Below are 10,386 nucleotides of genomic sequence, written 5' to 3' on the forward strand. Positions count from 1 at the left end.
CGGCTCCGGTTTCGGCCAGCCACGCCAGCGGTACCGGCGCGAAGGCTTCATTGACTTCAAAGACACCGATGTCGCGCAGTTTGACGCCGGACTTGGCCAATACCTTCTCGGTCGCCGGTATCGGACCGGTCAGCATGAGCACGGGATCGGCGCCGGCCACTGCCCCAGCGCGATAACGCACGATTGGCACCAAGTTCATCTCGAGCGCCAGTTCAGATGTGGTCACCAAGAGCGCGGCGGCGCCATCGGAAATCTGGGAGGAGTTGCCGGCGTGGATAACGCCGTCCTCGGCGAAGGCGGGTTTGAGTCCGGCCAACTTTTCGACGGTGGTGCCGCGACGCACGCCCTCATCGGTAGTGACGATCGACCCGTCGTCGACGAAGACGGGCACGATCTGATCGGTGAACGCGCCGCTGTCCTGAGTCGCCGCGGCCCGCTCGTGGGACAGCACCGAGTATTCGTCGAGTTGGGCGCGGGAAAAGCCCCACTTGGTGGCGATCATCTCCGCCGACAGGCCCTGATTGAACGAAAAACCGTCATAGCGCTCAAGGACTTTCGGTCCGTACGGCATTCCGGTGGCCCGAGCCGCCCCCAACGGGACGCGGCTCATCACCTCCACACCACCGGCCACCACCACGTCCTGCTGACCCGACATCACCGCCTGCACCGCGAAGTCGAGCGCTTGTTGGCTTGAGCCACACGCGCGGTTGACCGTGGTGCCCGGGATGCTCTCGGGCCATCCCGCGGCCAACACCGCGTAGCGGGCGATGTTGCTGGATTGGTCGCCGACTTGGGAGACGCAGCCCCAGATCACGTCGTCGATGAGCTCGGGTCCGATGCCAGTTCGCTCCAGGAGTTCGTTGAGGACGACAGCAGACAGATCCGCCGCGTGCATCGAGGACAAACCGCCGTTGCGCTTGCCGACGGCGGTACGCACCGCTTCGACGATGACCGTTTCCCGCATCGCTCCAGTAAACGACGGCTCGGCCGGCGCGTTGCGCGCGGTCCCCAGCATTCCGACGCGACGTCGCAGCCACCGGCCGATTCGCGCGCCGCGCCGCATGCCAAATGCCGCATGCCAAATACTGATGCCGATGGTGAAACAGCATGCGAGTCATCGGCTGTAGCGGGGCGACACGGACATCACAATCCCCGAGAAGTCACCCAGGCTTCGATACGTTCCGCGACGGCCCGCCAGCCCGGTTCGAGCATCATGTCATGAGCCATGCCGGCGAAGATCTCCGCCTCTGTCCGGTAGGCGCGGGCCGTCGCACGGACTTCCGCGGTCGTAATGGATCGATCCGATCCGGCGCCGAGCACCAACATCGGCGCCGAAACCCGCTGTGGGCGAATCGGATGCACCATTGTGTCGAGCAACGCACGCGGACTCTCCTCTTCGAAGCGCGCCGCCCAGCGGGCCACATCGGTGTTTGCGGCCCGAACGGAGAAGAACGCCTCACGGGCGCGGCCGGGAGTATTGATCAACTGCACCGAGTTGCCGGTCACCGTTGCCTTGGCCATGAGCCATGGATGCCGCCGGATCGAGCGCAGCAAGAATCGGCTCAACCCGTGTGGAGGCGCGGATGCGAGTAGCACTCCCGCAGGCGCCTGATGCGACTCGAGATACTTCTGCACGACAAAGCCTCCGAGCGAGTGGCCGATGAGTACCGGCACGTCGGTCAAGTAGTCAATCACCGCTGCTAGGTCGTCGACATAGTCGGCGATCGACACCGTGCGTAATGGCCGGGAAGTCGAACTGCCACCATGCCCGCGCAGGTTGACGGCAACCGCACGAAACCCGTTGGCAGCGAAGAAATCTAGGAAGTACTCGTCCCAACACCACGCGGCGTGCCCGCCTCCGTGGACAAACAGCAGTGGTGTGCGGCTGGATACACCGGAAGGTAGCTTGTCGATGATCACCAGATCATCGGCCGCCGTCTCACGCAGCACGCGGGCGTGTGATGTCATGGCGCATTTCCTCCCTCGGGGCCGCAATGCCATGACTATTGGACGAAACGTTGCGAATACCATCCGTCGAACCGCGTAGATTAGGCCGAACTCGGGGTCGTAGATCCACACCACAGCAACGCCGGCGCTGGCTAACATAGGCAAAACCAACGGGAAGCGACCTTGGCGTGAGCGAAACATCGACGTCGGGAACCCACAACCTTCCGGCGCAGTTGACGACGTTCGTCGGCCGCGGTGCAGAGATCAGCTTGTTGCGCGGACTGCTGGGTAACCATCGCTTGGTCACCCTGACCGGCGCCGGTGGTGTCGGCAAAACCCGGTTGGCAATCGAAGTGGCCACCCAGCTCTGCGCCGATTTCGTCGACGGCATTTGGTACGTCGATTTGGCCGCGGTGGTCGATGCTGGAATCGTGCCCGAGGCAACCGCGCGAGCGCTGGACATACCTATCCAGCCGGGCGGTTCAGCGACCGATACGCTGCTGCGCTTCATCCGCGACCGGAAACTCCTTGTTGTGCTTGACAATTGTGAGCATCTGCTCGACTCTGTTGCCGCCTTGGTAACCGCTGCGCTCACTAGCTGCCCGGGGCTCACCGTGTTGGCTACCAGCCGAGAACCGCTTGGCGTCACCGGCGAGGTGACCTGGCGTGTTCCGTCATTGTCGCTGGCCGAGGAGGCCATCGAGTTATTCGAAGAGCGAGCCCGCCGAGCGAAACCAGGGGTCACGCTGCGCCGGGAGACAGTCTTCGAACTCTGCCAGCGCCTCGACGGCATGCCGTTGGCAATCGAACTCGCCGCCGCGCGGGTCAGGTCGATGACGCTTGACGACATACTCGATGGATTGTGCGACCGATTTCGGCTACTCACCGGCGGAGCGCGCACGGCGGTTCGTCGCCAACAAACACTGCGGGCCTCCGTCGACTGGTCACATGCTCTGTTGAGCGAGCCGGAACGGGCGCTATTTCGCAAACTAGCCGTGTTCCGCGGAGGCTTTTACCTCGATGCCGCGCATTGCGTCGTAGCAGCTGAACCCGCGCAGGTACGTGACCGCTTGTCCTCACTGGTGGACAAATCCCTCGTCGTCGTCGATGACAGTGAGACGCGCACGCGCTACCGGTTATTGGAAACCATGCGGCAGTACGCGCAGGAGCAGCTGGCCGCGTCCGATGAGGTCGAAAACACCCGATCACATCATCACCACCACTACGCCGCGAAGGCGTTTGCCCTTGAAGATGTCCTGGCCGACCACTCCGATCGGGTCGAGCAGGTCGTTGTCGACATCGACAACCTACGAGCCGCATTCGACTGGAGCCTCGAAATCGGTGACGCCGCTTCCGCGGCACGCCTCGCCTCGGCGCTACAACCACTGTGGCTGGGCTCCGCCGACTTCGGCGCCGCCCGCAACTGGTTCGACATCGCCATCGACTGTGGCGAAGTCCCTCCGGATGTTCGCGCACGGGCATTGGCCGACCGAGCGATGTTGGCCGTGTTGGTCGGGGCCGCCGACGGCTCTGAGGCCGACGAAGCGGTCCGAGTCGCGCGCCAACTCGACGATCCGCGGCTGCTGGCGTGGACACTCGCCGCCGCAGCGGCGAGCCACGCATTCGACATTGACTACGATCAGGCGTCTTTCGCCGAGGCAATCGACATGGCGCGCTGTCAAGGCAGCCCGTGGCGCTTGATCGCCATGCTGGTACTCCGGGCCCACGTGGCCTATGTCGCCGGTGAACCGATTGCCGCCGGTGCTGCGGCGGAGGAGGGCCGGGACGTCGCCGACTGCATCGGTGACCGGTACGGTTCACGGGCCTGCCGCTGGCAGTTGGGACTCGCCCGAATGATGTCCGGTGATCTCGTCGACGCGGTCGCGCAATTTCGGCAGCTGCGGTCCGAGGCCAACGCCATCAGGGAAGTGGGCTGGGCGGCCGGCAGCGCGATATGCCTGAGCCGGCTGCACACCTATCGCGGTGAAACCGACGAGGCTCTCAGAATCGCTTCCCAGGCCATCAGCGCCGCACATGATGTTGGTGGTTTTCTTCCCGGTTTCGCTCAGGCGGCCCTGGCGGTAGCGCACCTTGCCGCCGGTGATGTCAACGCGGCGGCCGCCGCAAGCGAGGCCTGGCACGACGCGGCAGCGGCGCAACCGCAGAGCGCGTCGATACACCTGGCCTTGATGGCGCAGGTGGCCTGCGCGCGTGGCCAGCTGACCACAGCTCGCCGCTGGGCGGATGAAGCGATCTCCGCCACCCGGGGGTGGCACCGGATGGTGGCATTAGCGACGCGCTGCCACATCGCGGCCGCACAGGGTGAATACGAGCAGGCCAATCACGACATCCAGGACGCGCTGACGTGTGCGGCCCGGGTTCAGGCATGGCTCGGCGTCCCCGAGGTGATCGAGCGCCTGGCGTCGTTGACCACCGATCAGCGGCGAGCCGCTCGCCTGTTGGGAGCCGCGAGCACGCTGCGCGGCCGAACGGGTGAGGCGCGCTTCGCCGTTCATCAACCCGCATACGATGACCTCATTGCTGAACTGCGAACTGCGTTGGCCCGCAGCGAGTTCGACATCGCTTGGGCCGACGGCGCAGCGTTAGATCGGGAGCAGATGATTGCTTACGCGCAACGCGGGCGCGGTGAGCGCAAACGGCCGACTATTGGCTGGGAATCACTCACGCCCACCGAGCGGGACGTCGTCGGGTTGGTCGGTCAGGGTATGCCGAACAATGCCATTGCGGCGCGGTTGTTCATGTCACCGCGCACGGTGCAGACACACCTCACCCACGCCTACGCAAAATTGGGTATCACGTCGCGGGTGCGTCTCATCCAGGAAGCTGCCCGGCACCTCTGACTCGGCCGATCCCGGAGTCTCGGAAGTCAGTAACTTCGGGGCAGCTTCAGCGCATGCGAACCGAGGAAGTTGAGGATCATTTCCTGGCTGATCGGGGCGATCTTCATCAGCCGCGCCTCGCGGAAGTAGCGCGCGACGTGATACTCCTCGGCGTATCCCATGCCGCCGTGGGTCTGCAATGCCCGGTCGGCGGCGGTGAAGCCCGCATCGGCACAGAGGTATTTGGCGGTATTTGCCTCGCGCCCACAGGGTTTGCCGTTGTCGTAGAGCCAAGTGGCTTTGCGCAACATCAGCTCCGCGGCATCGAGTCGGGCCAGCGAATCCGCAAGGGGGAACTGGATGCCTTGGTTCATGCCAATCGGCCTGCCGAACACCTCGCGGTCGTTGGCGTACTTCACCGCCTTGTCCAGGGCCACCCGCCCGATGCCCAGCGCCTCGGCCGCGATCAGCATGCGCTCCGGGTTCAGGCCGTCCAGGATGTACTGAAAACCCCTGCCTTCCTCTCCGATTCGATCCTCGACCGGCACCTCGAGGTTGTCGATGAACAGCTCGTTGGAGCTGACCGCATTGCGGCCCATCTTGCGGATCGGCCGGATGTCGACGCGGCTGCGATCGAGATCGGTGAGGAACAGTGTCATCCCGTCGGTCTTCTTACTCACTTCGTCATAACTCTGGGTCCGGGTCAGCAGCAGGATCTTGTCCGATTCCATGGCTTTGGAGATCCACACCTTGCGGCCGTTGACGACGTAACGGTCGCCGTCCCGCTTGGCGAATGTGGTGATGCGTGAAGTGTCCAGTCCCGCACCAGGTTCGGTCACACCGAAGCACACGTGCACGTCACCCGACGCGACAGGTGGCAGGGTGCGTGCCTTCAATTCGTCGGAGCCGTGGACCACCACCGGTTGCATCCCGAAGATGGACAGGTGAATGGAACTGGCGGCGTTCATCCCACCGCCGGACTTTGCGACCTCCTCGAGCAGCAGTGTGGCTTCGGTGATGCCCAGCCCGTGCCCGCCGTACTGGGTGGGGATCGTCATCCCCAGCCAGCCGCCGTCGGCAATGGCGCGGTAGAACTCAGTCGGAAACTCGTGCGCCTGGTCTCTTTCCAGCCAATAGTGGTCGTCGAACTTGCGCGCCAACTCGGCGACAGAGCGGCGAATCAGCTCCTGGTCCTCGGTCAGCTCGAACTCCACTAGCGACCCTCCTCTCAGCGCGAGCAGACGCAAACTCGCACCATTGCGGCTCAATCAGTGCGAGTTTGCGTCTGCTCGCCGGGGAACGGGACCCTCAGTCGGTGTTGCCGCTGAGGGCTTTGGCGTTGGCGGCGAAATCGGCGAAGGACGAGCCGCCCCGACTGTCCTTGTCGTGGCCGTGGGCCTTGATGGAGACGTCGTGTCCCTCGGCAGCTTTGCGCAGCGCGCCGACGGTCGCCTGTTCGCGCGAAATGTGCGTGAACGGGTCGAACGAGTACCAGCGCATCGCGTTTTCGTGCGTCATCTTATCGATCTCGTCGTCCGGCACGTTGTTGATCGACAGCACGTCCCACAGCTCCTCGGGCGCACCCGGCCACATCGAGTCACTGTGGGGGTAGTCGGCTTCCCAGCAGATGTTGTCGATGCCGATCATGTTGCGCAGTGCTACACCCACCTTGTCGCTGATGAAGCAGGTCAGGAAGTGGTCGCGGAAGACCTCGCTGGGTAGCTTGCCCTTGAAGTCCTGGTGGGTCCAGGTGGAGTGCATCTCGTAGGTCCGGTCGGCGCGCTCCAAGAAGTACGGGATCCATCCGGTGCCGCCCTCGGACAATGCGATCTTCAAGTCCGGATATTCCTTGATGGGCCGCGACCACAACAGATCCGCGGCGGCCTGCACGATGTTCATCGGCTGCAGGGTGATCATGACGTCCATCGGCGCGTCGGGGGCGGTGATCGCCAGCCGACCCGAGGACCCGATGTGCACATTCATCACGGTGTTGGTGTCGCACAACGCTTCCCACAGCGGTTTCCAGTACTCATTGTGGAAGCTGGGGTAACCCATGGCCGCTGGGTTCTCGGTGAAGGTCAGCGCGTGCACGCCCTTTTTGGCGACGCGGCGCACCTCGGCGGCGCACGCCTCGGCGTCCCAGATCACCGGGATCGCCATCGGGATGAACCGCGCGGGGTAGGCACCACACCACTCTTCGATGTGCCAGTCGTTGTAGGCCTGCACCAAGGCGATCGAGAACTCCGGGTCGTCGGTGGCGAACAGGCGCCCGGCGAAGCCGGGGAACGAGGGGAAGCAGATCGATGCCAGGATGCCACCGGCGTTCATGTCCTTGATGCGTTCGTCGACGTTGTAACAGCCGGGTCGGATCTCGTCGAGTCCGGTGGGCTCGATGCCGTACTCCTCCTTGGGCCGGCCGGCCACCGCGTTGAGCGCCACGTTCGGTATGACCGTGTCGCGGAACTTCCACATGTCCGAGCCGTCCGGGTTGTGCACCAGGCGAGGCGCGTCGTCGAGGTATTTCGACGGCAGGTGGTTCTTGAACATGTTGGGCGGCTCGACCGTATGGTCGTCGACGCTGATCAGGATCATGTCCTCTTTGTTCATGACCGTTCCTTTCGCTTGGACCCCTCGGATCTCTTCGCCTGGCGCGACCCGCCGCGCTGGCTTGATGAGCACACTGGGCAAGCCGCCTCAGGTGCCACGCCCGCTACTTTGAAAACTATCTTCTCGCGAAGTGAGAATCAACATCCCGGCGTGGGCCTGCACCCGTCGGTAACGACTGCTGACGTAAACAAACGCCACCTTGAGCGCGCTGCTGAATACCCGGTGACGTCAGCATTGACCGAACGACCGAATCATGCAAGTCTATTAGTTGGAAATGAGAATAGGATTCTCCTACACCGAGAGGACTCAGCAGGATGCGCCTGCCGCCGCTGCCCGCGGACCAATGGGACGAGACTGTCCAACAGGCGCTGGCCGGCATGTTGCCCGAGGAGCGGCGCAACCCGCGCGATGCGTCCAACGTCCTGGCCACCATGGTCAACCACCCGGCACTGACCAAGGCATTTCTTCGGTTCAACCTGCACCTCTTGTACTCCTCTACGCTGCCGCCGCGGATCCGCGAACTGGCCATCCTGCGGGTCGCGCACCGCCGCAACTGCACTTACGAGTGGACCCACCACGTCGACCTGGCCAAACGCGAGGGCATCTCCGACGAGGACATCGAAGCGGTGCGTCGACCCGGCGCCGAAGGACACTTCGACGACTTCGAGCGCACAGTCATCACCGGGGTAGACGAACTCGACGAGAAGTCGGAGTTGTCCGACGACACCTGGACCACGCTCGGCCAGCGCATGGACGACCGGCAACGCATGGACTACGTCTTCACCGTCGGCTCCTACACCATGCTGGCCATGGCGCTCAACACTTTTGGCGTCCAGGTCGAGCAAGACCACGAAGGAAGGTAGAACCGTTGGCCCACTTCCCGAAGCCAGCCGCCGGCAGCTGGACGCAGAATTACCCCGAACTCGGCACTGCGCCGGTCGATTACACCGACTCGATCGACCCGGCGTTCTTCGAAGCCGAACGTGACGCCATCTTCAAGCGCACCTGGCTCAATGTCGGCCGAGTGGAACGTCTCCCCCGTACGGGTAGCTACTTCACCAAGGAGTTGCCGTCGGCCGGACCAGGCGTCTCGGTGATCATCGTGAAGACCAAGGACGGATCCATCAAGGCGTTCCACAACGTCTGTCGCCACCGCGGAAACAAGTTGGTCTGGAATGACTTTCCTCATCAAGAGACCTCCGGCACCTGCCGGCAGTTCACCTGTAAGTACCACGCCTGGCGTTACAACCTCGATGGTGAACTGACCTTCATTCAGCAGGAAGAGGAGTTCTTCGACGTCGACAAGAGCGACTACGGCCTGGTGGGCGTGCGCTGCGAGGTATGGGAAGGCTTCATTTTCGTCAACCTCGACCATGCCGCTCAGCCGCTCGTCGACTATCTCGGGCCGTTGGCCAAAGGCATCGAGGGTTACCCCTTCCACGAAATGACCGAGGTGTACTCATACCGGGCCGACGTCGGAAGCAACTGGAAGTTGTTCATCGACGCGTTCGCCGAGTTCTACCACGCGCCGGTGCTGCACCAAGGCCAGTACACCAAGGAGGAAGCCGCCAAGATCATCAAGTACGGCTTCGAGGCGCTGCACTACGAGCTCGTCAGCCCGCACGGAATGATCTCAACCTGGGGCGGTCAAGCGCCGCCCGCGGACATGAACATGGTCAAGCCCATGGACCAGGTGCTGCGTAGCGGGCTGTTCGGCCCGTGGGATAAGCCGGATGTCATCGCAAATCTCGACCAGTTGCCACCGGGTGTGAACCCGAAGAAGGTCAAGCAGTGGGGCATCGATTCCTGGCACTTCTTCCCGAACTTCATGCTGCTGATCTGGGAACCGGGCTGGTTTTTGACCTACCACTACTGGCCGACGGCCGTGGACAAGCACGTCTTCGAGACGAGCCTTTATTTTGTGCCGCCGAAGAACGCGCGGGAACGCTTGGCCCAGGAGTTGGCCGCGGTGACGTTCAAGGAGTACGCATTGCAGGACGCCAACACCTTGGAAGCAACCCAGACCATGATCGGCACCCGAGTCGTCCGCGACTTCCCGCTTTGTGATCAGGAAATCCTTCTCCGCCATCTGCACAAGGTGACCGGAGACTTCGTGAAGGAGTATGCGCACAATGGCGCTACCCGCTGAATTCGCCGCGCTGGAGCCATATCTGGATTGGGATCTCGCCACCGAGCCCGAGCGGTACGCGAAGCGACTGGCCTCCACGATGGCTCAGATGCAGCAGTTCTATGACGCCGCGTTCCCGCTCCTCAACGACGTCATCGCTTACTGTGACAAGTACCCACTGGACGATCTGCCCGAGGACGCCCGCACGCTCATGCACATCATGCAATCGCTGGTCATGGTGTCGTTTCCCATCGAGGCGTGGAAACAGCCCCGTGTCCCTGACAGCGGCGCCGCTTGGGTGGAACTGGTCAGGGAGCCGGTGATCTAGCCGGTGCTGACGCTCACGGCGGCTGGGTTGCTGGATGTCGACGCCGGCGAGATCGTCCGGCCCGGGGTCCTTCGCATCGACGGCGACCGTATCGCTGGCGTCGGCGGTGAATTCGAGGGTGAGGTCATCGATTTAGGCGACCACATCCTGCTGCCCGGGTTGATGGATATGGAGGTCAATCTGCTGATGGGCGGGCGCGGGGAGAAGCCCGGCCTGTCCCAGGTTCAGGACGACCCGCCGACCCGAATGCTGCGCGCAGTCGGCAACGCCCGCCGCACCTTGCGCGCCGGCTTCACCACGGTGCGCAACCTCGGCCTGTTCGTCAAGACCGGCGGTTACCTTTTGGACGTGGCGCTGGGCAATGCCATCGATGCGGGCTGGATCGACGGCCCGCGGATCGTGCCGGCCGGCCACGCGATTACACCTACCGGCGGGCACTTGGACCCGACCATGTTCGCGGCGTTTGCACCGCACGTATTGGATCTGACGGTCGAGGAAGGCATCGCCAACGGCGTCGACGAGATTCGCCGGGCGGT

Annotated in this window: 8 protein-coding genes and 1 pseudogene; 5 read left to right on the plus strand and 4 right to left on the minus strand. The window is 63.5% G+C overall.

Translation table 11 applies throughout. The features are described 5' to 3' along the window. On the minus strand, positions 1-964 hold a 964-nt coding region (locus A9W95_RS25080), incomplete at its 3' end, for a thiolase family protein (protein ID WP_067418966.1). A gap of 179 nt (positions 965-1,143) precedes the next feature. Next, complete coding sequence (locus tag A9W95_RS25085; RefSeq protein WP_067418954.1) at positions 1,144-1,968, minus strand: alpha/beta hydrolase; 825 nt, start codon at positions 1,966-1,968, stop codon at positions 1,144-1,146. Positions 1,969-2,135: 167 nt separating this feature from the next. On the opposite strand from A9W95_RS25085, the gene A9W95_RS25090 reads away from it, so the two are divergent. Then, positions 2,136-4,808: a LuxR C-terminal-related transcriptional regulator gene (locus A9W95_RS25090; protein ID WP_156746401.1), complete on the plus strand. Its 2,673-nt coding sequence runs from the start codon at positions 2,136-2,138 to the stop codon at positions 4,806-4,808. Positions 4,809-4,834: 26 nt separating this feature from the next. Here A9W95_RS25090 and A9W95_RS25095 read toward each other — a convergent pair whose 3' ends face one another. Next, complete coding sequence (locus tag A9W95_RS25095) at positions 4,835-6,001, minus strand: acyl-CoA dehydrogenase family protein (RefSeq protein WP_067418957.1); 1,167 nt, start codon at positions 5,999-6,001, stop codon at positions 4,835-4,837. A gap of 94 nt (positions 6,002-6,095) precedes the next feature. Next, a complete protein-coding gene (locus A9W95_RS25100) occupies positions 6,096-7,394 on the minus strand; it encodes an amidohydrolase family protein (RefSeq protein WP_067418959.1) in 1,299 nt (432 codons plus the stop codon). Positions 7,395-7,708: 314 nt separating this feature from the next. Here A9W95_RS25100 and A9W95_RS25105 point away from each other — a divergent pair, with 314 nt between their 5' ends. The 4 genes and pseudogenes from A9W95_RS25105 to A9W95_RS25120 all read left to right on the plus strand — a co-directional run. Continuing rightward, the gene (locus A9W95_RS25105; protein ID WP_067418961.1) at positions 7,709-8,257 is read left to right on the plus strand and encodes a carboxymuconolactone decarboxylase family protein; all 549 of its coding nucleotides are present in this window, start codon (positions 7,709-7,711) and stop codon (positions 8,255-8,257) included. Between the two features lie 5 nt (positions 8,258-8,262). Further along, positions 8,263-9,543: an aromatic ring-hydroxylating dioxygenase subunit alpha gene (locus A9W95_RS25110; protein WP_067418962.1), complete on the plus strand. Its 1,281-nt coding sequence runs from the start codon at positions 8,263-8,265 to the stop codon at positions 9,541-9,543. Next, positions 9,527-9,850 (plus strand): hypothetical protein, encoded by a 324-nt coding sequence (locus A9W95_RS25115; protein WP_067418964.1) that lies wholly within the window; start codon positions 9,527-9,529, stop codon positions 9,848-9,850. The genes A9W95_RS25110 and A9W95_RS25115 overlap by 17 nt, the downstream gene beginning before the upstream one ends. A gap of 3 nt (positions 9,851-9,853) precedes the next feature. Continuing rightward, a pseudogene (locus tag A9W95_RS25120) lies at positions 9,854-10,386 on the plus strand (amidohydrolase family protein); the annotation flags it as partial.

This window comes from Mycobacterium sp. 1423905.2 (genome assembly GCF_001673155.1).
In the GTDB taxonomy this organism is placed as follows: domain Bacteria; phylum Actinomycetota; class Actinomycetes; order Mycobacteriales; family Mycobacteriaceae; genus Mycobacterium.